Genomic DNA, 22,903 nt, shown 5'->3' with positions numbered 1-22,903 from the left:
ATTCTTCCATTCTGTTATACTCTCGTGCTTATTATACCCATTTTCAGAACGCATGAAAAACGAAAGGGTATTTTTTCAGAAAAATGACGGAATTTAGGCTTGAAAGTGATTCAAAATCGCATTTTTTCGTTGTTTGAACATCGGTTTCAAGATGAATGCTTCAATGACGAAGGCGGGTAAGAAGGATGCGTATGTCACTTCATCCACGAAATAGACGCCAGATTCACGTTCTTCGACTCGGTGCACATGGCACCATGCCCGGAATGGATACGGCACTTTTGTACCGACATCGACGAAGACATATTCTTCTACGAAAGGAATCCAAGACGTCCATGAGACAAATAGTGGAGGAAAACCAACGCGCAGACGAATCATATTCCCTGCGCGTGTCCGCGTATCGCCTGACGTCTTCACTTGTGGAAATACCGTCAATCGGCTTAAGGCCTTGGCGTCACTTAAAAAATCCCACGCTTGCTCCTTTGATGTATCGACACGTGTCTCAAAACGAAAAGTATGCATTAGATCTCCCCCTTTAATAGTCGATCAATCTTCATTTGCGCAACAGATACTGGATGCGTCGCATACGTTTCCTGATCGACAAGCACTGTCTGGTCCGGCTGTTCCGTCACGCGATAGACGGCAATTTCCCAAATCCGGTGCGAGAAGATATGTCGGACGTGCCCGACAAGCGTCCCATTACGATCTTCTTCTGCTTCTCGAAGTGGGTATTGCCACATTCCTGCGAGCAAACCCGTTTCTGCGCGTTGTTCGATTGCGATTTTTCCGTCTGCTTCATAAACGAGAGCATCATACGGAATAATTTGCGTCTTCCCTTTCTTCGTCTTCACAGGCAATTCTTCCTGTGCATTTCGATCATATGCGAAACAAACGTCTTGAACAGGACAAAGTCCACACATCGGAGACTTCGGCGTACAGACCATCGCACCGAGTTCCATCAAGCCTTGATTGAAACTGGACGGATCAGCTGGATCAATTAATTGATGTACCGCCGCTTCAAACAATTTCCGTGTCTTCGGTGCAGCGATATCTTCATAAATTCCAAGCACACGCGAGAGGACGCGCATCACGTTTCCGTCTACTGCTGGTTCTGCTTGTCCATAAGCAATCGATAGAACCGCTCCTGTCGTGTATGGACCAACGCCCTTCAGCTGACTGAACAATTCCTTTTCGTCCGGAACGATTCCATCATATTTTTCAACAACTTCCTGAACTGCGATTTGAAGATTCTTGACACGGGAATAGTACCCTAAGCCCTCCCAGTGCTTCAGGACTTCACTTTGATCCGCTTCTGCTAAATCATGCGGTGTCGGAAAACGTTTCGTGAAGCGTTCATAATACGGAATGACTGTATCGACGCGTGTTTGTTGAAGCATGATTTCACTAATCCAGATATGGTATGGGTTTTTAGTTCTTCGCCACGGGAGATCTCGCTGTTCACGAAGGAACCAGGCAATCAGTTCTGTGGTAAATTGTGTTTTATTAAAGTTTGTGAAATATTCTTGAACGACAGTCAAAAGGTTACCTCTTTTCTCTTGGATACGATATATTTATTAAAAATTACTCGGCAGAACCACGATGGATTCACCATCACGATTTTATAGAAGGAGCGAATTGGCATTGGATACTGGTACGCATATTGGCATGGGACTTTGTCTCGCCGCCATCTCGACGCTACACCCTGACGTCGCAGCGAGCACGACGATGTTTGCTGCCGTGACGACGACGGCGCTCGTCGGCTCACACGCCCCGGACTTCGATACTGTCTTTAAGTTTAAAGGAAACAGCGCCTACTTACGTCAACACCGTGGAAAATCACATGGGTTGATTGCCTTGCTCGCCTGGCCGTTATTACTTTCAATCGTCATCGGCACATTATTCGGTGTACCTCCGACTTCATTATGGCTGATGGCGCAGATCGCTGTCGCTCTTCATGTCTTTGTCGATCTGTTTAACGCTTACGGTACACAAGCCTTACACCCGTTCAAAAAATCCTGGATCGGTTGGGGTGTCATCAATACATTTGATCCATATCTGTTCACGATGTATTATGCCGCGTTCGGGATTTGGCTACTAACGAGAGCGACGATCGTCATCTTCCCGATTTTAATCGCCATCGTCATCATCTACTACGCTGTTCAATTCAAGTTACGAAACGATGCTCTCGCGACCGCAGCACGCTATTATCGCGGTGCGCACAAGCTTTTCATCTCACCTGGCATGAAATGGGATGAGTGGCATGTCGCGGCACGTTTACGCGATGAGTATTCCGTCGTTAAGATCAACAGTGGAACCGTCGTCGAATGCGGTAACTTCCGGATCAAGGACGAACCCCACGGTGACGACTTGTACGAAATCGTCAAGCAAAACGCGGACTTACAAGCGTTTCTTGAGTTCTCGAAGATTCATACGTATACGGTCTCACGAAAGGATGGCATTGTCGAATACCGCTTTACCAATTTGCGTTACTTCACGAAGGAAGTCTACCCATTCGTTGCCGTCGTCAGAATCGACGCTGCCACACAAGAAATCGTCAGCTCCTATACGGGTTGGGTATTTAGCGAACGAACCTTGCAGAAAAAACTGTTCATCCCTGCATTATAAAGACAAAGCTCCGCGCAACGGAAATCCCGATGTGCGGAGCTTTTTTCATTCGACGTTTCGACCTGTCATCAAATGCTTGAATTTTTCGTTCGTCGTATTAAACCGGTGTAACATCGCCCCGTGCTGTTTAATCTGCTGTTCGACGAAATGAACCGCGACGGCTTCACCTTGATATTTTTCACCCGCGCGCGCGAGCGTCGCTTCGAAATCCTCCCACAGCACTTCCACCCACGTCAGTGCTTCTTCCGGGGTTAATACTTCATTCACTTGCAATAATTCTTCAGCCAGTTGCTGAAGGGCTTGTTCTCGATTCGTCATGTCTGTTCTCCCTCTCCTGTGAATAACGCGAGTGGAATCGCAACTTCCTGAGCGGTTCCTTCAAAATGTCCCCAGCCCATGACGCCATTGACGAAGTGTAACTCAAATCGTGCCTCTTCTCCTTCGATTCGGTAAAAGGCTCCCCGTTCGAATCGTGCCGGATCGATCAAATAACTTTTCGCAATGGCGATTTTTCGCGTCACGACTTCCACTTCACTGACGTTCCCGTGCTGCTCCGCTTTTCGTTTTTGTTCACTTAATTTCGTGATCAACATCTCAAGCTCGTATTTCGATAATTGACTCATCCGTGTCTCCATTACAAAAACTCCCCCTCTTCGTTTTTCAGTATAAACGAAAAGGAGGAGAAACTGGATGGATTAGCTTGATTTCAATTCAAGATTCCGTTTACTTTGTAACGCATACATTTTCGCATAAATCCCGGACGTTGCAAGGAGCACATCATGGGATCCTCGCTCGACGATACGACCATGATCGAGAACAAGAATCTCATCCGCATCCTTGATCGTCGATAAGCGGTGGGCGATGATGAACGTCGTTCGTCCTTTCGTTAACGTTAACAAGGCATCTTGTATGACCGCTTCCGTTTCCGAGTCAACGCTCGCTGTCGCTTCGTCAAGAACTAGGATCGCAGGGTCAAACGCTAACGCCCGGGCAAAACTGATCAACTGTCGTTCCCCCGCTGATAACGTGGCACCTTTTTCGATGACTGGTTCATCGAGCCCGTTCGGTAAACGATCAATGAACCGATCCGCACCGACAGCTTCGATCGCTTGGCGAACACGTTCTTCGGAAATGTCAGGATTGCCGAGTGTGATGTTCGAGCGAATCGTTCCTGTGAAGAGGAACGGATCCTGTAGGACGATGCCCATATGCTCACGGACCGCTTGTTTCGGTAAAGTCGTCACGTCCTGTCCGTCAATCAACAACTGTCCTTTTGACGGATCATAAAAACGCATCAATAAATTCATGATTGAACTTTTCCCGCTACCCGTGTGACCGACGAGGGCAATCGTCGCGCCAGGACGAGCATCGATTTGAATCTCACGTAATACGGGATTTCCCGCTTCGTAACTGAATTCGACGTCCTTAAAGGACACCGCTCCTTTAAACCGAGCAACGCGACCTTGTTCAACCGGCTCTCCCTTTTCGTCGAGCAACTGGAACATTCGGTCCGCTGACACGAGTGCTTGTTGTAGCGGTGACAGCTGATTCATGATTTGGGTGACGGGTTCGAATAAACGGGACACGTAATCGATATACGCATATAAGATCCCGAGCGATAAAAACGAGCCGTTCGTCAGGCTTTTCCCACCGACGACCCAAATCAACAAGGCGAGCGTTAAGTTTTTCAAAAAGTAGGATAAGTTGTGTGACATCAGGGCATCAAGTCGTAACAACTTTGCCCGTGTCTGATAGTTCTCTTCGTTCTTTTGTTCGAATTCGGCAAGGACTTCCTTCTCACGTGCATAAGCCTGAATGATCGGCATCGTCTGGATGTTCTCATTCAGTTGACCATTCATGTCGGCAACGAGGGAGCGGACCTTGAAGTTATTCTTCGTCGCGAGTTTCTGGAACAGCTGAATCCAGAAATAGACGATCGGAATGATGATTAGTGAGACTAATCCTAAGCGATAATCGAGGAAGAACATCGCGACGAGAATCCCTGCCATCGTGATGATTCCTGAGAAGACTCGAGCGAGCACACCGAGATATAAATCGCGAATCGTTTCCGTATCATTCGTGACGCGACTGACGATTTTTCCGATCGGTGTCTGGTCGAAATAACGGACCGGTAATCGTTGCAGATGCGTAAAGACATCAAGCCGCATCCGTTTGATGATTTTATGAGCAGATCGCTGGAGCAAAATTTGCTGAATCCAGTTCAAACCAGCTGCTGCAAGTAGCAAAAGAACATAGATCAAGGACAACCAGCCGATTGCTTTTAAGTCCTTTGAATAAAAATCATAGACCTGTCCTTGTGTCAGTTTTTGAATATTATCATACGTGTACACATTGTCTCCACGCGTGACCGTCATCGTATTTCCACTGACTTTCCGCTCTCCCCCACTGACGACTTGTTTTGGTACGAAAAAGTAGCCGTTGGTCGTTTGGACGATTGAGACGGATTGAACGATCTGACTTTTCGAGACATCCTGTGCTTTGGCGAACTGACGACCGTCATACGTGACCGCACCGTCTGTTTTAACTTCGACCCAGTCCTTTTCAATCGCTACGATATGTTCATCGATGATGACTTTGGCGATATACGGACCTGTCAATTCCGCACCGACTGCCAGTACGAGTAGAAACAATCCTAAGAAGATCGCTTGTTTCTCATGCATCGCATAGCGGATCAACGAACGGATCGTCGTCTTACGACGTGCCGGATCGAGTTGATATAATTCCAATTCATTCATGCAAAGGCACCTCCTTACATCTCTTCACTTTGTCGCTCAAATTGTTGAGCGTACCAGCCATTTTGTGCCATCAGGCTGTCATGTGTTCCTCGTTCAGAAATCATTCCGTCTTGTAAGACGATGATTTCATCCGCATGTGCCACTGCCGATAATCGATGGGCAACAATTAATGTCGTGGATTGGTGGCGATTCGATCGAATTGAATCAATGATATGTGATTCCGTTTTCGCATCTACCGCTGATAATGAATCATCCAGCAACAGCAACTCTGGTTTTTTTAACATCGCCCGCGCGATTGACAGACGTTGCTTTTGTCCTCCCGACAACGTGACGCCACGTTCACCAACCATCGTCTCAAGTCCTTGTTCCAGCGTTTCGATATCTTTTTCGAATGATGCGAGACGAATCGCTTCCTGCAATTCTTCTTCTGTCGCTTCACCTGCACCGAATAGAATATTGTCCCGGACGGATTTTGAGAACAGTAAATGTTCTTGTGAGACGTAACCCGTCCAACCGCGAACCGTCTCTAGCGCAACATCTTCATACGGTATGCCGTTGACTGTCAACATGTCCCGTCCGATTGGATACTCACGTAAGAATTGACGCAAGAACGTCGTTTTCCCGGATCCGGTTGGTCCGACGATCCCGATCGTTGATCCTTGTTCGATCGTCATATTCAAATCTCGTAATACCGGATGCGCTGTCTCTGGATACGTAAACGTCAAACCCATCATCTCGATCCGTTCAGGGCGATCGACGTGTTCCCGTGGTGTCGAAGCAATCAACGGTTTGACACGCATCGTTGCCTCTAAGCGGTCAAGACTTGCTGTTCCGCGCTGGATGACATTGATCAATTCACCAAATGCATACATCGGCCAGATCAGCATCCCGAGATAGATGTTAAAGGCGACTAATTGTCCGAGCGTGATGTCGTTCGTAAAGACGAGATATGTCCCGAACGATAAGCCGATCAAGTAACTGAAGCCGACGAGCAGCTTGATGATCGGTTCAAATAAGACATCGATTTTTGCGACGTGCATATTTTTCTCAAAAACATCCGTCGTGACATCGTCGAACCGTTTGACATCGACTGGTTCTTGTACGAACGAACGGATGACACGCAGTCCGGAAATCGACTCGACGACCTGGTCATTCATCGTTCCGAATGAATCCTGGGCAGTGATGAAACGCCCGTGAATTTGACTTCCGAGCTTATTCATCGCGTAGGCGAGAAGCGGCATCGGTAACAAGGCAGCAAGCGTCAGCTTCCAATCGATCGCGACACCCATGACGACAAGCGTGATCGCTGTCATGTTCAGCGAATCGACGAGCGTCAAGACACCAAATCCGGCTGTCCGCTCGACCGCCTTTAAATCGTTCGTCGCGAGCGCCATCAAGTCTCCCGTCCGATTCTTTTGATAGAATGTCGGCGTCAGTTTTAATAAGTGCGTAAAGAAGCGGCTCCGCAGCGTCCGTTCTAATAAAAAGGCCGTTCCAAATAATTTCGCTAACCATTGATACGTCAAAATGAAGGACACAATGGAGATGACCGTTAATCCGCCGACATACTGCAAAAGTGTCGTCCGGTCCATCGATCCTGATCGTAAACCGTCGATGACCTTACCAATCAGCCACGGTGGCGTTAAATCGATGAAGCCGGTGATGATCAACAAGACGACTGCTACGAGGTACGATGATTTGTGTTCTTTAAGAAACCAACTCAATTGCTTAAATAAACGCATGAGGGTCCCCCCTTTACTGTAAAATGAAGTACTTTTTCCGAGCACGCAAAAAGGCATACGGATTTCCGGATGCAGTCCGAGAATCAGTATGCCTTGAAATGGGCATGATCCATTCTTGTTCGTCTGCGCGCTCGGGAGACGAATCCCCTTGCTCGCACATGAAATGAATTACTTATACGTGCTCAAGAGTCTCCGTCGTATTCAGCTGTTGGATATGAGTGAAACCAATTGGCTTTTTCATAAGACGGTTCCTCCTTTTCTTAGTCTGTGCGTAGAATAGCACAATTGTCGGATAATTGTCAATTTTTCGTCTTGCTTTTATTATTCTGCCTCTTCTTCTTTGACTTGTTCGAGGACTTGAGCCGCTAGACCGTATGGAAATCCTTTTCGGACGAGCGCTTGCTTCACTTTCTGTTCGCGTTCGAACGGTTCAAGTTGCCGGTATTTTGGATAATACTTGCGTGCTTGATAAAGGGCCGCTTGTTCTTCTTCGTCCCCTTCTTCAGCTCGGAACACCTCTTCGATACCCGCCTTGATCAAGTCGGACGAGAAACCGCGTTGCATGAGTGTCATCTGTAGCTTTTGCGTCAGTTCCCGCACGGAACGCCGTTGCAGCTCTTTTTGCTTTTGCCGCAAAAACTTCAGGACTTTTTCGTATTCTTCTTCATCCGTAAACGTCACGATCGCTTCATCAATCGCTGTCTTCGATATCTTCAATGCCTCAAGGTCGCGGCGAATCCGTCCAGGTCCTTGTGGTGTCGTCGCTTTTTTCGTTGCCGTATAAGCAAGTGCGAACTGTTGATCATCCAGATAGCGTTGCTCTGTCAAGCGCTCGATCGCATGTTTGATCGCATGCTCCGGTGTCTCTTTCTCTGTTAAATAGGCGACGACTTCACTCGTCGCCCGCATGCGGTACGATAGATGATTTAACGAGAGACGATACGCTTTTTGCTGTTCTTCAGCCGTCAACACTTCCTTGACGAAGTCGTCATCGAGTTCCTTATCGCGTTGCAGATTGTATTTAATTAAGATATCAACGTCTACGGCAAAGGCATATTCCTCTTTACCATCACGCTCAACATAGATATTGAATCGTTCGCTGTTCTTTTTCTGCGTCGAGATTCGTTTGATCTTCATGTCGTTCCCTCCCCTAACCTGATTCGGTAGTTCTACGATATCATGAACAGGCAGGTCTATGTTTGAGTGAAACCATGGAACGGGAACAAATGGAAAGAAGCTACTTTTACTTATCTCAGGGAGGATGGATTACATGAACATTGCGATTACCGGTGGAACCGGTATGATTGGTCAAGCCTTGACGAAGCGTTTGCTAGAGCAAGGACATCACATCTTTATCTTAACGCGTCATCCGAAAGCGAATGATGCGCATGTCACATATATCAAGTGGATGACTGAAGACGCAAAACCTGAACAGCACTTAGAGGGCGTTGATGCCTTCATTCATCTGGCTGGTGCTTCGATCAACGACGGACGTTGGACGGATGAACGTAAACGCGTCATTCTCGACAGTCGCGTCAGCACGACGAAGGAGCTCGTTCGGATCGTTGAAGCACTCGATCAAAAGCCAAATGTCGTATTGTCTGCTTCTGCGGTTGGCATTTACGGACAAGATCGGCATCAAACATTCTCCGAAGATCAACCACTTCCACCGACCGCTGACTTCTTAAGTCATGTCTGTGTCGCGTGGGAAGACCTTGCCCGTCCGATTGCTGACGCTGGCATTCGACTCGTCCATCCACGAATCGGTGTCGTCCTAACGAAAGCCGGTGGCGCTTACCCATTAATGCGCCTGCCCTATGTCTTGTTTGGTGGTGGAACGATGGGCGACGGAAAACAGTGGGTCTCCTGGGTCCACATCGATGATTTAGTCGATTTATTCCTATTCGCACTTGAGACCCCGACAGTCGAAGGACCGCTGAACATCACTGCTCCTCATCCGGAGACGATGCGGCGTTTCGGACAGACGATCGGAAAAGTCTTACATCGCCCACACTGGCTCCCGGCGCCACGCTTCGCGTTAGAACTCGCACTCGGTGAAAAGAGTACGATTGTACTAGAAGGAGCTCGTGTCGTTCCGAAAAAAGCGCTCGAAAACGGATACAAGTTTCGGTATGCTGAACTAAAGGATGCGCTACGAGCAATCGAGCATTCAAACTAGTACAGGGGTGGACGATACTTGGATATCTTAATTCGAAATGCACATATCTATCCGATTACTTCGGACAGTTTTTACGGGGACATCCGCATTCGTGATGGGAAAATCATTGAAGTCGGTGAATTACTGGATCATTTAGAAAGCGATCAAGTCATTGAAGCAGAAGGTCACTTTTTATTGCCTGGTTTCATCGATGCCCATACACATCTCGGATTATATGACGAAGGTACGGGAACCGTCGGAAACGATGCGAATGAAACGATTTTCGCGATGACCCCTCATCTGCGTGCCATTGATGGCGTCTATCCGCTTGATGAAGGCTTTAAGGAAGCTGTTCAACATGGTATCACGACCGTTCAAGTCATGCCAGGCAGCATGAACATCATCGGCGGCGTCACGAGTGTCATCAAGACATACGGACGGTTCATCGATGATATGATTCTTCGAAAGTATGCGGGTCTGAAGGTGGCACTCGGTGAAAACCCGAAGCGTGTCCATAGTGCTGGTCGTGCTGGTGAACTGACACGGATGGGCATCATGGGGATGTTGCGCGAAGCCTTTCTTGAAGTTCGGACGCAACCGGTTTCTGAAACCTTCGCCCACCAAATGATCAAACGGGTCCTCGATCACAAGATGCCGCTTCGTGTACACGCACATCGAGCAGATGATATCCTTTCCGCCATTCGTTTCGCGGAAGAGTTTGATCTTGATTTACGCATCGAACATTGTACGGAAGGTCATCTCGTCGCAAAAGAGATGGAACAATTACCGATCGAAAAAGTGACGGTCGGACCAACCTTTACGCGAAAGTCTAAAATCGAACTGAAGAATAAGACATGGGAAACGTACCGGATTCTTCACGAACATGGTCTTGAAATCTCGATTACGACCGATCATCCATACACGCCTGTCCAGTACTTGAACCTCTGTGCTGGTCTTGCCGCACGAGAAGGTCTACCGGTCGATGTTGCCTTACGCGCGATCACGATTCACCCAGCCCGTTCGCTCGGTGTAGACGATCGGGTCGGATCGATCGAGATCGGAAAAGATGCGGATCTCGTCCTGTGGAGTCACTTCCCACTCGACTATTTAGCGAAGCCGCTCATGACGATGATCGACGGGAAAATCATTTTTGAACACGCTCAACTGAACTTGACTTAATCTCACCCCCGCTAGGTGTTTTTTGCACCTTTCGGGGGTTTTAGACGCTTACGGAAAACATCTTGTTTTTGTATCTTTTTTCACAAAAATTATTTTCTTGCAATTTTAAAAAAAGAAGGTAATATTATCTTATCCGACAACTGAAGAAGGCATACCATGCGCGGTTCAAACGAGTCAGACAGGTAGCTTTCGACAATCATTCTTGCGGTCCTAAAAGGAGGAATGGAAGTATGCTCAAGCAACGGGAGCTGAGCGACTGCGCTGATTTGTTCGAACTGATGCAGCATCAAGACGTATATCCGTACGTCCGCCAAAAAACACGGTACTTTGATGAATTTCTGTTTACTACAAAGCAGGCAATCGAAGAGGAAGAACGTGGTGAAATCGTATCACGTACCATCCTAGATGAATTCGATCAACCGATTGGTACGATTAGTTTACTCGATATCGAAGGACAATATGGGTTTCTCGGTACATGGTTAGGTAAACCGTATCATGGTAAAGGATACAATCATTTAGCGAAAGAAGCCTTCTTCTCTGAGCTGTTCTTCGAGCTCGGATATGAGAGTGTCTTCATGAAAATTCGCAAAAGCAATATTCGGTCACAAAAAGCAGCTGAAAAATTGCCGTATGCGTTCTGTGCGGATGAGTTGCGCCCTGCGCTTCTTGAGCAATTGAATGCCGGCGAGACACAGTTCACGCTATATGAAGTCTCAAAATCTAGTTTCCACATGTACATTCATGGTCGGGAACTCGAAACACTATACGATCACCAACAACTCGAAGCATGAGGGCCTTGTCTCTCATGCTTTTTTGTGTCCACACATGCGTTTCTAAAGTTTGAAATGGTATGATAAATAAGAAAACTCATCTTTATGGAAGAAACACTTTCTTCTACAGGAAATGGAGCGAAGACTAATGCCAGAATCGTTTAACATTCTCGTAGTAGATGATGAAGCACAAATGCGTGACCTTCTCGTCTCGAATCTCGAAAAAGAACACTACACGACGATGACAGCTTCTAACGGACAAGAAGCAATCCATCTCATTCAACAAAATACATTCCATCTCGTTCTACTCGATGTCATGATGCCGGAAATGGACGGCTTAACAGCATGTATGCGTATCCGTGAGTTCTCAAACGTTCCGATCATCATGCTGACGGCACGTTCGGACGAACTCGATCGCATTCACGGTCTAAAAATCGGAGCTGATGACTATATTACAAAACCGTTCAGCCCACGCGAACTACTTGCTCGCATCGAAGCGACGCTTCGTCGTTCCCATCGCTTTACGGTTGATCAATCGGCTACCCTAACGCTTGGTATGCTCGAACTCGATACGGAAAGTCGGAGTGTCCACGTCAACGGCAAACCGGTCAGTCTGACGCGCAAGGAATTTGATTTATTGCATCTGTTCGCTCAAAACAATGATAAGGTCTTTTCCCGTGAACAGTTGCTCGATCAAATTTGGGGTGCGGATTATATCGGTAACTTACGGACGGTCGATACGCATATCAAAACACTTCGCTTAAAGCTCGGGGAAGCTGGTGGCTCGATTCAAACCGTCTGGGGCATCGGTTATAAATTCGAGGAAGTATGATTAAGCGTTATACGATCCGGCGCCGGATCTGGATCACGATTTGGTTCACGAGCGTTTTTTCTGCCATTTTGTTCGTCCTGCTGACGTTTTATCTCTACGACCGGTTCTATCTTCAGACGCAAGAAGATATCTTATTGAACCGAGGGGAAAAGCTAATCAACATTTACAAGTCCGAAGGCTTATCTGGTGCTTTTTACGATGGGATGACTTATACGAATGAATTGACGGAATCGAAAGTCTTCTTCATCGATTTTCTGAAGAAAAATCCGGCAGGACTCCGTTTTTTGACGAATGCGGACATCGAACAGCTTCGTAATGGCGAGACGGTCGTCTCGAGCCGGACCCATCCGATTGAAGGAACAGACATTCTAATGACTGGATTTCCGATCATCGAAAACAATCGACTGGTCGGTACGCTGATCTTGTACTTAGAACTTGGTCAAATCAGTGAACCATTCCGCCCACTCCGCCTGATGATCTTCTTCATGATCGGACTGATCGTCTTGAATCTCGTCATCTTCGGACGACAAATCATAGATACGATCATCCGTCCGTTGATCGACATGAAGCGCGCCTCGACTGTTTATGCACAAGGTGACTTTGATTACCGGATTCCGATTCAATCGGACGATGAAATCGGAGAACTCGCAGAAACATTGAACAAGATGGCGGAATCGCTCGGTGAGGTCGACGAGCAGCGGAAGGAGTTCCTCGCGAACGTCAGTCATGAATTGCGGACACCTCTCTCCTACATTCGTGGCTATACGGAGATGATGCAGGATGATTCGCTCGAGGAAGAAAAGCGTGCGCAGTATTACCAAATCATTGAGCGGGAAACGGAGCGTCTGCAACGTCTCGTCAATGATCTGCTCGATCTCGCTCAACTTGAACGCGATTCCTATCCGATGTCGAAACAACCACTTGTCTTCAGTCAAGTACTTGAAGATGTCATTTACCGGATGGAACCGATCGCCCAGTCAAAAGGAGTCACGTTCGTGATGAATCTCGATCCGGATCAAATTGTCTTAGGCGATACGGACCGCCTCGAGCAAGTTTTCGGCAATTTACTCGATAACGCTTTACGGTACACACCGCCTGGTAAACAGATTTTCTTATCGACTGAAACGATCGGCGACCGGACGCATTGTCTTATCCGGGACGAAGGAGAAGGCATTCCGGAAGAGCATCTTGATCGACTGACAAAACGTTTTTACCGTGTCGATAAATCACGGACGCGTAAAGATGGCGGAACCGGTCTTGGTCTTGCGATCACAAAACACATCATCGATCGTCATGATGGTACGATCCGGTTCGACTCCGTTCTTGGAGAAGGAACGACTGTCCACATCGAGTTACCGCTTCTTCCGGATGAAGAGGATGGATTCGAATAATGGAACAACATGTCATCCAAACATTTGAACTCTTCGGACCGTTCGCTCCATTCGTTAGTGTCTTGGTCGGTGTCGTCGTCAGTGTGCTTGGTGTCCTACCAAGTACGTTCGTCACCGCTGCGAATCTCGTCTATTTCGGTCTATGGATGGGCACATTGCTCTCCTTCATCGGTGAAGTCTTAGGTGCGGTTTGTGCGTTTCTACTATACCGAAAAGGACTGCGCTATGCCCTTCGTCGCCCACTTCCCGATCGATTCGCTCGTTTGCAACAAAAACTACAAGCACAACAAGGACATGAAGCGTTTTGGACGATCATATTACTACGACTGTTGCCGTTCGTCCCGTCTGGCATCGTCAACATCATCAGTGCTGCTAGTGGTATCTCCGTCCTACTTTTCCTGACTGCGAGTACGATCGGAAAAATTCCAGCCATGTTAGTCGAAGTGCTCGCCGTCCATCAGTTCATGCAATCCTCGTCCATCGTTCAATGGTCAATTGCAGGCATTGCACTCGTTGGTTATCTGATCTATCGTATTCAACAAAAACGAACATCATCAATATAAAACTACATCTGTCTGAAAGGAAGTATCGTTCATGGAGTTAAGACGTTTTGGAACATCCGACCTACTCGTATCCCCACTTGGGTTCGGAGCCGGTCATATCGGTGCAGAACAGATGACGGACCGGGAAGCAGTTTATTTACTCGAACAAGCACGTGATCTTGGCATCAACCTGATCGATACAGCACGCGGCTACGGCTTATCGGAGCAACGCGTCGGACAATTTCTAAAGAATCGTCGGCACGACGTCATTCTGTCGACGAAAGTCGGCTATGATGTTCCCGGTGCGCAGGACTGGACCTTTGAAGCCGTCCGTGGTGGCATCGATCAAGCCTTACAGACGATGCAAACGGATCATCTCGACATCGTACACTTACATTCTTGTAGTCAAGAAATCCTCGCCCAAGGAGATGTCATCGACGCGCTTGAACAAGCAAAACAAGCTGGAAAAGTCCGCGTCATCGCCTATTCAGGCGATCGGGAAGACTTAGTATATGCGATCGAAACGAACCGCTTCGACAGTTTCCAAACGTCGTTCAATCTGTTTGATCAACGTGTCGATGAAGTCCTGCCCACTCTTCTAGATCACGGAGTCATCGCCAAGCGTCCGATCGGCAACGCCCCGTGGCGCTTCACGGAGCGTCCGGTCGGACAGTATGTCGAACCATATTGGGAACGTGCGCAACAACTCGCTTATCCACTCGAGGAATCCAGTTGGCTTGAAACTGCGCTTCGTTTTACAGTCTTTGAACCAGGAATCACGACGGCCATCATTGGCACGTCTCGACCCGAACATCTCGCGTTGAATCAGCAACTGATTGAGCGCGGTCCACTCCCCGCTGACCGTGTTGCTCGGTTGAAGGAACGCTTCGCTGAATGTGACGCGACGTTCGGTTATCCTTCGCAAACATGATAAAAAGCCCGTATGTCCACTCGTTCAAGGAGTGCATACGGGCTTGTTACTTAGAACTTTTTCTTTTTCTTCTTTTCGAGCACGACGATTGCTTCAACGTGCGCTGTTTGTGGGAACATATCGTACGGTTGGATGTATGACACCTTGTATCCTGCTTTCATCAAGTGATCACAATCACGCGCAAGCGTCTGCGGGTTGCACGAGACATAGATGATTTTTTTAGCTTTAGAAGAAATCATCGCGTTCAACAATTGTGTATCGCAACCTGAACGTGGTGGGTCGACGATAAAGACATCCGGAATCCAGCCTTCCTTGACCCAACGTGGAATCCACGCTTCGGCCTTACCGACGACGTAGTGGGCATGGTCGAATCCGTATTGCTTCATGTGCGCATTGGCATCTTCGACAGCTTCTTCAATGATTTCCATACCGCGGACTTCTTTCGCTCCTTTAGCGATCCAAAGCCCGATCGAACCGACACCTGCGTATGCATCAACGACTCGTTCTTCGCCTGTCAAAGCAGCAGCACGCGCAATCTCTTCATACATCCGCTCTGCTTGTTCCGGGTTCAACTGGAAGAAGGCACGCGGGGATAATTGATACGTGAACTCGCCCATCTCTTCTTCGATCCGTTCGACACCACGCAAGACTTCCGTCTCTTCTCCAAAGACACGTGACGTCAACTTATCATTGATGTTCAATGCGACCGAGACGACCCCTGGAATGTCCATGATATCGCGCGATAAGCTCTCTAGATCACGGAAGCCGTCTTTAAAGGCAACGAGCACGACTTGAATTTCACCCGTTTTGATTCCTGTCCGGACGACGATATGGCGCATGACACCGTCTTGTTTTGCTGCATGGTAAACGGGTACTTTATAATCGTTGAGTAATTTCGTGACAGCTTGGTTGACACGAAGCGTGTCCTTATTTTGGACAACACAATCGTCGATTGCGACCAGACGATTCGAATTCGCAGAATAGAGACCGCTGACGATTTCATTCCCTTGTTTACCGACGACGAATTGTGACTTATTGCGGTATTCCCATTCTTTCGAACCAATCGTCGGACGGATATCGGCCTTCTCGATGTTCAATTTCGTTGATTTCAAGAAAGCATTACGTAGCATCTCTTCCTTATAACGCAACTGTCCGTCGTAACTCATGTGTTGTAATTGGCAGCCACCACAGACACTATAGACCGGACAAAGCGGTGTCACGCGGTCCGGTGAACGATCGTCTCGCTTTAAGATTTTCGCATTCGCATAGTTCGCATGAATTTCCGTGATCTCGATTTGTGCTGTTTCCCCGACGAGTAGTCCTGGGATGAAGACGATTTGTCGCTCGAGCGTCGCGATTCCTTCACCGTTGATTCCCATCCGTAGACACGTGACCGAACGGACCTCACCAGTCTTTAATTTGATTTTTGTTGCCATCGATTTCATCCTTTCTGTTTGTGCAAATGAAAAAGCGGTCTCAATCTACCGCTTTTTTCGTTTCTTCTTGTTCTTTCATATCCTTCGCATATCGAACGACCTTCGCCTTGAGTTGATCCAGTGATACGATCAGTCGTTCTAAATCTTCGATATCTGATGATTCATCGAGTGAATCGATTGTATGACAGAGAAGCTGCATTCTTGATTTTAGCACATTCATTTGACCAAGTTTATCAGTTCTTGCTTTTCCCATTATTCAGACTTCCTTTCTTCCGCTGGATTCCGACGTTATTTTAGCATACGATACGAGGTGGAGCACTAAAAAGGAGGAGTACCTATGCCACAATCATCACCCATCACGATCGCAAACGATCCGTGGGAAGCTTATCGTGACATTGAACAATACGGCACCGTCCGTTTGACGAACATCGAAGTCACGACGACAAAACTGTGTAACATGCGCTGTGAACATTGCGCCGTCGGTTACATGTTATCCAGTAGCGAGTCACCTGAAATCCCAGTCGAACTACTCATTCAACGTCTGGATGAAATCGAACACCTGCGTGCCTTTTCCATCACAGGCGGAGAACCGATGCTCTCGATGAAATCCGTCAAGGAATATGTCGTCCCTTTACTTAAGTATGCCCACGAACGTGGTGCTAAAACCCAAATCAACTCAAATTTAACACTTCCGTTATCTCGTTATGAATTAATCATTCCTTATCTAGATGTTTTGCATATCTCACATAACTGGGGAACAGCCGATGATTTCATCGATGGTGGTTTTGCGATGATGGAGCGAAAACCATCACGTGAAGCACGGACGAAACTATTTGAAACGATGAAAGAGAATGCTCGTGTCCTGAATGCACGAGGTGTCATCGTGTCTGCCGAGACGATGATCAATAAACGGACGTTGCCACATCTTGAAGCCATCCATAAGGAAATCGTCGATATGGGCTGCGTCCGCCATGAGGTGCATCCAATGTACCCCGCTGACTTCGCGTCAATGATCGAAGCAGCTAGCTTATCTGAAATCCGCGACGGAATCCATCGTCTGCTCGACGTTCGGGATCCAAACGTCTGGATGTTATTCGGAACACTGCCTTTTTACGCTTGTTCGATGGAAGAGACAGATTTAGAATTGCACCGTCGCTTGCGTCAGGAGAAAAACGTATCGGTCCGCAATGACCCAGATGGTCGTTCTCGTCTCAACGTCAACATCTTTGATGGTGAAATCATCGTAACGGATTTCGGTGACGAACTTGCTTCGCTCGGTACGATTCATGAGACATCCTTCAATGATGCGTATGCCGAGTGGCAAGAGACGGAACTGAATAAAAGCTTGTCGTGTCACTGTCCTGCGGTGCAATGCCTTGGACCGAACGCGCTTGTGAAGAACGCTTATTACCCTGAGATTGATTTCACAAAACAATCGAGTCGGCTTTAAGAACGGAAAATAGGTTTCAAACGAAGCCATGCCGGGAAAAATGTCACAAAGTAGACACATTCTGTTTTCTAAAAAGGGGTGACCGGGATGGAATGGCTCGTAGGTATTGTCGCAATCATCGGTACGTTCAGTATGGTCTTGTTCGTCATGATGGTTGGTATTCGCGCTTCACACAGCATCGAACATGATGAAGTCTTTGACCAGACAGACTGGGACGAACATCTGCTGCATATGCCGCGTCCGACACGTTTTGAACAAGAAAATAAATGAAGCACGCCCCGGTCTCCCTTTTCGGAGACCGGGGCGTGTTATGCTAAAAGAAAAAAGAAAGGTCGTCGTTACTTGTGTCACGTCGTTTTGCTCTTATCTTATCGATCGTCTTCATTTCCGGATTCACGCAAGGTCTGCTGATTCCACTGTTATCTATTTTACTTGAACGCCAAGGAACCCCCGCTTTCATCAACGGTCTCAGCGCTGCCGTTCTCTATATCGGTGTCATCGTCGCCGCCCCTCTCATGGAAGGTCCACTACGACGACGTGGTTATATTCCGGTCATCTCGTTTGGACTCGCTCTTGTTGCAGTAGCGGTTTTCTTATTTCCACTTCTTCCAAGCGTCATTGCTTGGATGATTTTACGGTTCCTCGTCGGATTTGGTGATCAGACGTTACACTATGGATCACAGGTTTGGGTGACGTCCATTACCCCAAATGAACGGTTAGGACGAACGATGTCACTATACGGGATGGCATTCGGTCTTGGTTTTGCTCTTGGTCCTCTTGCGGCACCTCTCGTCGATGTCATCAACTGGCTACCATTCGTGTTGACTGGTACATTGACTGTCATCGTCCTGATCTTGTTATCGCGTATGCCGAACGAAAAACCGTCATCTGTCATGCCGGAGGAGCTGCAAAGCGCCGCCTCACGGTATAAACTTGTCCTATCAACTGCTTGGTTCACGTTACTTCCTGGCTTTACATATGGTTTTCTCGAAGCCACACTGAATGCCAGTTTTCCCGTTTTTGCGACGCGTAACGGGTACGGTCTATCTGAGACGAGTACCTTGATCACGACATTCGTCGTCAGCTCATTGATCATGCAGCTTCCACTGGGACGACTTGCTGATCACTTCGGAAAACGTCGGACGTTAGTAACCGTTCTTTCGATTGGCTCCGTTGCTTTCCTTATCGCTTGCTTCGTCTTCGAACGATACGGTTGGTTATTCGCGATTTTTGCTATTAGCGGGATGGCACTTGGCTCGACGTACTCGCTCGGTGTCGCCTATATGACGGAACAGTTACCGCGACACCTTCTTCCGACGGGCAACTTGCTTGCAGGGATTGCCTTTAGTCTTGGTTCGATCCTTGGACCGATTGCTGGCAGCTTGTTCGTTCTGCTTCCAGCTATGCTTTATTTCAGTCTATTCGTTCTGGTTCTAGCGACACTTGCGTTTCTCTTACGATACGCGAAACGTCACGAATCATCCCGGATCTAAAACAAAGGATCTTGCGCTAATGATGCGCAAGATCCTTTGTTTTATTTCACGATTCCTTCTTGCCGAAAACTCCGCCAGAGCTTATCGTCGATCGCATACGGCTGTTCTTTTGCACGCTTCAGCTCTTCTGTCTCGAGCAGCACGACGACCTCTCGACCGTTGATTGACCACACTGAATCGTAACCTCTCTCCGCCTCGATGATTTCCACATCCACATCTCCATGGGTTTCCTTCAACTGCTGACTGACGCACGTTACGACGAACCGGGCAAACTCATCACGTGGACGACGAGTGGCAATGATCTTTCGAACGATCTCATTCCGTTCCATTCGTTTTCATCTCCTTCCGTTTTATAGTCGCACTAGCCTTTCAGACAAGGCCGAATCGGTCTTCACTTGACCGTACAGAAAAAAGCCGAACGGGTCGGCTTGAGCAACGAACGATTGGGAGTTACTTTGATTGAAACTATTTTTGCACGATTCTGAATCTTCGTCAACCTCGCTTTTGAAACCATACAGGAAGGTACGTCGAGACTAAGATACCACTGACGACGAAGAGTAACCCAAGCAACGCTTGCGGCGGAATTGTCTCGCCGAGAATCAAGGCCGATAAACTGACACCATAGATCGGTACGAAGAACATGAACAACGACACTTTACTGACTGGATTATATTTCATTAGTAAGTTCCAAAGTGTAAATCCAGTCGCTGATAAGAAGGCAAGATACACGAGCATCCAAGCACTTGTCGTTGAAAAGGTGAATGGTGCGACGTGACCATCGAGAATGACTCCTGCGATAAAGAGACCGATTGATCCAATGACCATCGCCCATCCAGTCATCGGTGCCACCGGATAACGTGCCGAGTATTCTTTGGCAATCAAGTTACCGAACGCCCCGGAAACCATTGCTGCGATCAATAATCCTTCTCCTACTCCAAACGAGACACCTTGCCCACCTTGTGGCCAGTTGGCCAAGATGACACCTGTGAATCCAAGGAATAAGGCGAGTCCTTTAAATCGATTCAGTCGATCGTCTTCATATCGAAAATGTGCCAGCAACATCTGGAAGAACGAAGTCGATCCAGCAATGATTGATCCTTGTACGCCGGTTGATAAAGATAGACCGATATAAAAGAAGACATACTGCAAGAACGTCAAAAAGAAGCCAAGACGACTATAGGCATAGGTCCGCTCCTTCAGTGTGATCGTTTGTTTGAAGACGAGGACACTGACGACAAGTAACAGCACACCTGCCAAGAAGAAGCGATAGCTCGCGAACAGCAGCTGTTCTCCGTATTCGGAAGATGTGATCTGTAGTAATTCGTAACTTTTTTTAATGAAGGGAAACGCACTTCCCCACAAAAAAGTCGTCAGTAATGCAAAGACGACGAGTCCAATCCGATGGGTTAAAATTTTTTGCATCTTTCTAGTTCCTTTCCTGTTCCTTTTCACTGAAGCATGGTATAGTAATCCTACAGATAATAATAATTATAATCTAGAGACAATGAAACTCATTATCAATCAGTTAAACTCATTGATACATCACATTCTCATTCTCTTTCTATAATGATTTCATTTCTCATTTACATTTTGAAAGGAGTTTTAATATGACGACTTCCACTACTACCGATGTTCAACAGCGTTCCGTATTCCGTCATGCTTGGGATGAGCATCACGAATTGATTCTAGCATTGTTTAGCGGAATATTGATTTTAGTTGCTTACGGACTCGAAAAATTCAATACGGCGTCTGCCGTTTATGTCACGTTGTACTTATCAGCATATGTCATCGGAGGATATGCGAAAGCGAAGGAAGGATTGACGGAGACGTATCAAGAAAAAACGTTGAACGTCGAATTGTTGATGATTTTAGCTGCCATCGGTGCGGCTGCCATCGGCTACTGGATGGAAGGTGCGATCCTCATCTTCATCTTTGCGTTATCCGGTGCCCTTGAAACATATACGATGAATAAGAACGAACGTGCCTTGCAAAGCTTGATGTCCTTACAACCGGAGGAAGCAACACGTTTGAATGCAAACGGTCAACTCGAAGTCGTCGGAATCGAACAATTAGCGATCGGTAACCTCGTCTATGTTCGTCCTGGTGAGCGGATTCCGGTTGATGGTGTCATCGTCCGTGGTCAAGCGGCGATCGAAGAAGCATCGATTACAGGAGAATCGATTCCGGTTGAAAAACAAACGGGCGATACCGTCTATAACTCGACCGTCAACATGAACGGTGTCTTGACGATTGAGATGACGAAAGCTGCTGACGAGTCGTTGTTCCAAAAGATCATTCATATGGTCCAAAACGCACAAAGTGAACAGTCTCCATCTGCTCAGTTCATCGAACGTTTCGAAAGCCGTTATGTCAAAATCGTATTGCTTGTCGTCGCACTGATGATGGTCCTCCCTCATTACGTCGTTGGTTGGACATTTGAGACAAGTATTTATCGCGCGATGATTCTTCTCGTCGTCGCCTCACCTTGTGCCCTTGTCGCGTCGATTACACCTGCTGCTTTGTCTGCAATTGCCGCATCTGCGAAAAATGGCGTTCTTTTTAAAGGAGGCGCCCACATCGAGACGCTCGGACAAGTCGATACGATCGTCTTCGATAAAACGGGGACGCTGACAACGGGTAAACCGGTCGTCACTGAAAGTCGGTATGCGGAAGGAATCGATGTCCGAGCCGTCGAACAAGCGGTCGCTTCCATCGAAGCACAGTCGAACCACCCGCTCGCACAAGCGATCGTCGATCACTTAAAAACCGACGTCCGCGAACCGTCAACGTTTAAAGATGTGACAGGATACGGGATTGAAGCGACCGTCGATGGTGTCACGTATCGTATCGGTAAACGGGCATTCCACGATGGTTTAGACGATCCATTCGTCGCAATCGAACAGTCATTGAAAGAACAAGGGCATACGATCGTTTATGTCAGCAATGGAACACAGATCGTAGCGCTTTATGCGTTACGTGATACGATTCGTCCGGAAGCCAAAACAGCGATTGCCGCCTTAAATGATCTCGGCATCGCAACGATCATGTTAACTGGTGATAATCCGGTCACGGCAGCTGCCATCTCACGTGAGGCGGGATTGACGGACTTCGTCGCTGAGTGCCTACCGGAAGATAAAGTACGCTACATCAAACAATACCAAACAGAAGGTCGGACCGTCGCGATGGTCGGTGACGGCATTAACGATGCCCCAGCCCTTGCATTAGCACATGTCGGGATTGCGATGGGTGAAGGAACCGATGCCGCGCTTGAGACTGCTGACGTTGTTTTGATGAAAAATGACTTAGGTCGCCTTGCCTATGCCGTGCATAAAGCCCGGAAGATGAACCGAATCGTCAAACAAAACATCACGCTGGCGATTGGTGTCATCCTCCTGTTGATCGCATCGAACTTGTCACAGTTCTTGATCATGCCGTTCGCTGTCGTCGGACACGAAGGATCAACGATTCTTGTCATCTTGAATGGTTTACGTCTTCTTCAACAGGATGCTTTACCAAGTCTTCCACAGCGTTCATCTGAAAAACGTTTAGCCGCTTAACCATCAAAAAACGTCTGACTGCCGCATGGCAATCAGACGTTTTT

At 47.5% G+C, this 22,903-nt stretch carries 22 protein-coding genes and 1 pseudogene; 12 read left to right on the top strand and 11 right to left on the bottom strand.

What is annotated here, in order from left to right; translation table 11 throughout:
- Positions 1-93: 93 nt before the first annotated feature.
- Together ACHWTJ_RS01295 and mutY are read right to left on the bottom strand one after the other, a co-directional pair.
- Entirely contained in the window at positions 94-519 is a 426-nt protein-coding gene (locus tag ACHWTJ_RS01295; RefSeq protein WP_294743742.1) for a hypothetical protein, read from the bottom strand.
- The gene (gene mutY, locus ACHWTJ_RS01290; protein ID WP_294744490.1) at positions 519-1,535 is read right to left on the bottom strand and encodes an A/G-specific adenine glycosylase; all 1,017 of its coding nucleotides are present in this window, start codon (positions 1,533-1,535) and stop codon (positions 519-521) included. Before mutY ends, ACHWTJ_RS01295 begins: the two co-directional genes overlap by 1 nt.
- A 103-nt stretch (positions 1,536-1,638) precedes the next feature.
- Between mutY and ACHWTJ_RS01285 the strand changes: the two genes are divergently transcribed.
- Positions 1,639-2,622: a metal-dependent hydrolase gene (locus ACHWTJ_RS01285; RefSeq protein WP_394678974.1), complete on the top strand. Its 984-nt coding sequence runs from the start codon at positions 1,639-1,641 to the stop codon at positions 2,620-2,622.
- 45 nt (positions 2,623-2,667) lie between these two features.
- On the opposite strand, the gene ACHWTJ_RS01280 is transcribed toward ACHWTJ_RS01285, so the two are convergent.
- The 5 genes from ACHWTJ_RS01280 to ACHWTJ_RS01260 all read right to left on the bottom strand — a co-directional run bounded on the left by ACHWTJ_RS01280 (position 2,668) and on the right by ACHWTJ_RS01260 (position 8,257).
- Positions 2,668-2,940 (bottom strand): YfhJ family protein, encoded by a 273-nt coding sequence (locus tag ACHWTJ_RS01280; RefSeq protein ID WP_023467307.1) that lies wholly within the window; start codon positions 2,938-2,940, stop codon positions 2,668-2,670.
- The gene (locus ACHWTJ_RS01275) at positions 2,937-3,257 is read right to left on the bottom strand and encodes a DUF1811 family protein (RefSeq protein WP_023467306.1); all 321 of its coding nucleotides are present in this window, start codon (positions 3,255-3,257) and stop codon (positions 2,937-2,939) included. Before ACHWTJ_RS01275 ends, ACHWTJ_RS01280 begins: the two co-directional genes overlap by 4 nt.
- A gap of 60 nt (positions 3,258-3,317) precedes the next feature.
- Positions 3,318-5,378: an ABC transporter ATP-binding protein gene (locus ACHWTJ_RS01270; protein ID WP_294751209.1), complete on the bottom strand. Its 2,061-nt coding sequence runs from the start codon at positions 5,376-5,378 to the stop codon at positions 3,318-3,320.
- A 14-nt stretch (positions 5,379-5,392) separates the two neighbouring features.
- Complete coding sequence (locus ACHWTJ_RS01265; RefSeq protein ID WP_394678973.1) at positions 5,393-7,120, bottom strand: ABC transporter ATP-binding protein; 1,728 nt, start codon at positions 7,118-7,120, stop codon at positions 5,393-5,395.
- A gap of 321 nt (positions 7,121-7,441) precedes the next feature.
- Positions 7,442-8,257, bottom strand: a complete 816-nt coding sequence (locus ACHWTJ_RS01260) for a RecX family transcriptional regulator (protein WP_394678972.1) — start codon at positions 8,255-8,257, stop codon at positions 7,442-7,444.
- 133 nt (positions 8,258-8,390) lie between these two features.
- On the opposite strand from ACHWTJ_RS01260, the gene ACHWTJ_RS01255 reads away from it, so the two are divergent.
- The 7 genes from ACHWTJ_RS01255 (at position 8,391) to ACHWTJ_RS01225 (ending at position 14,923) form a co-directional block, all read left to right on the top strand.
- Positions 8,391-9,299, top strand: coding sequence for a TIGR01777 family oxidoreductase (locus tag ACHWTJ_RS01255; protein ID WP_214861216.1), 909 nt, complete (start codon positions 8,391-8,393; stop codon positions 9,297-9,299).
- An 18-nt stretch (positions 9,300-9,317) separates the two neighbouring features.
- Positions 9,318-10,457, top strand: a complete 1,140-nt coding sequence (locus tag ACHWTJ_RS01250; protein ID WP_294743727.1) for an amidohydrolase — start codon at positions 9,318-9,320, stop codon at positions 10,455-10,457.
- Between the two features lie 230 nt (positions 10,458-10,687).
- The gene (locus ACHWTJ_RS01245; RefSeq protein WP_023467300.1) at positions 10,688-11,248 is read left to right on the top strand and encodes a GNAT family N-acetyltransferase; all 561 of its coding nucleotides are present in this window, start codon (positions 10,688-10,690) and stop codon (positions 11,246-11,248) included.
- Between the two features lie 127 nt (positions 11,249-11,375).
- Positions 11,376-12,059: a response regulator transcription factor gene (locus tag ACHWTJ_RS01240; protein WP_023467299.1), complete on the top strand. Its 684-nt coding sequence runs from the start codon at positions 11,376-11,378 to the stop codon at positions 12,057-12,059.
- Positions 12,056-13,450, top strand: a complete 1,395-nt coding sequence (locus ACHWTJ_RS01235; protein ID WP_294743725.1) for a cell wall metabolism sensor histidine kinase WalK — start codon at positions 12,056-12,058, stop codon at positions 13,448-13,450. Before ACHWTJ_RS01240 ends, ACHWTJ_RS01235 begins: the two co-directional genes overlap by 4 nt.
- Positions 13,450-14,013, top strand: a complete 564-nt coding sequence (locus tag ACHWTJ_RS01230; protein ID WP_294743723.1) for a TVP38/TMEM64 family protein — start codon at positions 13,450-13,452, stop codon at positions 14,011-14,013. Before ACHWTJ_RS01235 ends, ACHWTJ_RS01230 begins: the two co-directional genes overlap by 1 nt.
- Positions 14,014-14,044: 31 nt before the next feature.
- Positions 14,045-14,923 (top strand): aldo/keto reductase, encoded by an 879-nt coding sequence (locus tag ACHWTJ_RS01225; protein WP_294743721.1) that lies wholly within the window; start codon positions 14,045-14,047, stop codon positions 14,921-14,923.
- A gap of 50 nt (positions 14,924-14,973) precedes the next feature.
- Here the strand turns inward: ACHWTJ_RS01225 and rlmD are convergent, their stop codons facing one another.
- Together rlmD and ACHWTJ_RS01215 are read right to left on the bottom strand one after the other, a co-directional pair.
- Positions 14,974-16,359, bottom strand: a complete 1,386-nt coding sequence (gene rlmD, locus ACHWTJ_RS01220; protein WP_394678971.1) for a 23S rRNA (uracil(1939)-C(5))-methyltransferase RlmD — start codon at positions 16,357-16,359, stop codon at positions 14,974-14,976.
- 40 nt (positions 16,360-16,399) lie between these two features.
- A complete protein-coding gene (locus tag ACHWTJ_RS01215; protein ID WP_023467294.1) occupies positions 16,400-16,612 on the bottom strand; it encodes an SE1561 family protein in 213 nt (70 codons plus the stop codon).
- 84 nt (positions 16,613-16,696) lie between these two features.
- Between ACHWTJ_RS01215 and yfkAB the strand changes: the two genes are divergently transcribed.
- The 3 genes and pseudogenes from yfkAB to ACHWTJ_RS01200 form a co-directional block, all read left to right on the top strand.
- Positions 16,697-17,809, top strand: coding sequence for a radical SAM/CxCxxxxC motif protein YfkAB (gene yfkAB / locus ACHWTJ_RS01210; RefSeq protein ID WP_394678970.1), 1,113 nt, complete (start codon positions 16,697-16,699; stop codon positions 17,807-17,809).
- Positions 17,810-17,896: 87 nt separating this feature from the next.
- Positions 17,897-18,079 carry a hypothetical protein gene (locus tag ACHWTJ_RS01205; protein WP_023467292.1) on the top strand — a complete coding sequence of 61 codons (183 nt, stop codon included), beginning with the start codon at positions 17,897-17,899 and terminating at the stop codon, positions 18,077-18,079.
- 71 nt (positions 18,080-18,150) lie between these two features.
- Positions 18,151-19,302: pseudogene (locus ACHWTJ_RS01200) on the top strand (MFS transporter); the annotation flags it as partial.
- Positions 19,303-19,343: 41 nt separating this feature from the next.
- On the opposite strand, the gene ACHWTJ_RS01195 reads toward ACHWTJ_RS01200, so the two are convergent.
- Positions 19,344-19,631: a hypothetical protein gene (locus ACHWTJ_RS01195; protein WP_023467290.1), complete on the bottom strand. Its 288-nt coding sequence runs from the start codon at positions 19,629-19,631 to the stop codon at positions 19,344-19,346.
- 163 nt (positions 19,632-19,794) lie between these two features.
- Entirely contained in the window at positions 19,795-20,724 is a 930-nt protein-coding gene (locus ACHWTJ_RS01190) for a DMT family transporter (protein WP_290787886.1), read from the bottom strand.
- A 185-nt stretch (positions 20,725-20,909) separates the two neighbouring features.
- On the opposite strand from ACHWTJ_RS01190, the gene ACHWTJ_RS01185 reads away from it, so the two are divergent.
- Positions 20,910-22,859, top strand: coding sequence for a heavy metal translocating P-type ATPase (locus ACHWTJ_RS01185; RefSeq protein ID WP_223041390.1), 1,950 nt, complete (start codon positions 20,910-20,912; stop codon positions 22,857-22,859).
- Positions 22,860-22,903 lie beyond the last annotated feature (44 nt).

The organism is uncultured Exiguobacterium sp., from assembly GCF_964277885.1.
Taxonomy (GTDB): domain Bacteria; phylum Bacillota; class Bacilli; order Exiguobacteriales; family Exiguobacteriaceae; genus Exiguobacterium_A.
This window is presented reverse-complemented; position numbering and strand designations above follow the sequence as displayed.

Coding starts and splice junctions, on each gene's coding strand:
- ACHWTJ_RS01190 (WP_290787886.1), bottom strand. CDS start 20,724: ATGCAAAAAATTTTAACCCATCGGATTGGACTCGTCGTCTTTGCATTA.
- ACHWTJ_RS01245 (WP_023467300.1), top strand. CDS start 10,688: ATGCTCAAGCAACGGGAGCTGAGCGACTGCGCTGATTTGTTCGAACTG.
- ACHWTJ_RS01295 (WP_294743742.1), bottom strand. CDS start 519: ATGCATACTTTTCGTTTTGAGACACGTGTCGATACATCAAAGGAGCAA.
- ACHWTJ_RS01230 (WP_294743723.1), top strand. CDS start 13,450: ATGGAACAACATGTCATCCAAACATTTGAACTCTTCGGACCGTTCGCT.
- rlmD (WP_394678971.1), bottom strand. CDS start 16,359: ATGGCAACAAAAATCAAATTAAAGACTGGTGAGGTCCGTTCGGTCACG.
- ACHWTJ_RS01275 (WP_023467306.1), bottom strand. CDS start 3,257: ATGGAGACACGGATGAGTCAATTATCGAAATACGAGCTTGAGATGTTG.
- ACHWTJ_RS01255 (WP_214861216.1), top strand. CDS start 8,391: ATGAACATTGCGATTACCGGTGGAACCGGTATGATTGGTCAAGCCTTG.
- ACHWTJ_RS01280 (WP_023467307.1), bottom strand. CDS start 2,940: ATGACGAATCGAGAACAAGCCCTTCAGCAACTGGCTGAAGAATTATTG.
- ACHWTJ_RS01260 (WP_394678972.1), bottom strand. CDS start 8,257: ATGAAGATCAAACGAATCTCGACGCAGAAAAAGAACAGCGAACGATTC.
- ACHWTJ_RS01240 (WP_023467299.1), top strand. CDS start 11,376: ATGCCAGAATCGTTTAACATTCTCGTAGTAGATGATGAAGCACAAATG.
- ACHWTJ_RS01225 (WP_294743721.1), top strand. CDS start 14,045: ATGGAGTTAAGACGTTTTGGAACATCCGACCTACTCGTATCCCCACTT.
- ACHWTJ_RS01270 (WP_294751209.1), bottom strand. CDS start 5,378: ATGAATGAATTGGAATTATATCAACTCGATCCGGCACGTCGTAAGACG.
- ACHWTJ_RS01195 (WP_023467290.1), bottom strand. CDS start 19,631: ATGGAACGGAATGAGATCGTTCGAAAGATCATTGCCACTCGTCGTCCA.
- ACHWTJ_RS01205 (WP_023467292.1), top strand. CDS start 17,897: ATGGAATGGCTCGTAGGTATTGTCGCAATCATCGGTACGTTCAGTATG.
- yfkAB (WP_394678970.1), top strand. CDS start 16,697: ATGCCACAATCATCACCCATCACGATCGCAAACGATCCGTGGGAAGCT.
- ACHWTJ_RS01215 (WP_023467294.1), bottom strand. CDS start 16,612: ATGGGAAAAGCAAGAACTGATAAACTTGGTCAAATGAATGTGCTAAAA.
- ACHWTJ_RS01185 (WP_223041390.1), top strand. CDS start 20,910: ATGACGACTTCCACTACTACCGATGTTCAACAGCGTTCCGTATTCCGT.
- ACHWTJ_RS01235 (WP_294743725.1), top strand. CDS start 12,056: ATGATTAAGCGTTATACGATCCGGCGCCGGATCTGGATCACGATTTGG.
- ACHWTJ_RS01265 (WP_394678973.1), bottom strand. CDS start 7,120: ATGCGTTTATTTAAGCAATTGAGTTGGTTTCTTAAAGAACACAAATCA.